The following is a 527-nucleotide window of genomic DNA, read 5'->3' as shown; positions in this document are numbered from 1 at the left end:
CCGCAGCGCGTTGAATGAAAACGACACCGTGTTTTACACGCTCGGCCAAGGCAACGATTACGTCGAAGTCGGCGGCAAGAAAAAACATGTGATGAGCTATCTGGAAGATTTTCTGTTCCATCCAGCCCGTGCACAAAGTCCTGTTTCATCGCTCTCCGGCGGCGAACGCAACCGCCTTCTGCTGGCAAAACTCTTTACCCGTCCCGCCAATATTTTGGTCTTAGACGAACCGACCAACGACTTGGACATCGATACCCAAGAGCTGCTTGAAGACTTGCTGCGCGATTACCAAGGCACGGTATTCCTTGTTTCGCATGACCGTATGTTCTTGGATAATGTGATTACCCAAAGCATTGTTTTCGAAGGACAAGGCCGTCTGAAAGAATACATCGGCGGCTATCAGGATTATATCGACGCAAAATCGCGAGAAGAGAAAATTCAGACGGCCTCTGCGCCTAAAGCGGTTGCCGAGCCTGAGAAAGTCAAACCCAAAGCCAACCGCACGGTCAAACTTTCCTACAAAGAAC

1 protein-coding gene is annotated in these 527 nt (G+C 50.1%); it reads left to right on the top strand.

Going from position 1 to position 527, the window contains the following annotated elements:
• Positions 1–527: ATP-binding cassette domain-containing protein (locus ACTHUE_RS20060; protein WP_440424286.1), on the top strand; the 527-nt coding region annotated here is incomplete at both ends.

The sequence above is a fragment of the Neisseria sp. P0021.S005 genome, from assembly GCF_051956955.1.
This window is presented reverse-complemented; position numbering and strand designations above follow the sequence as displayed.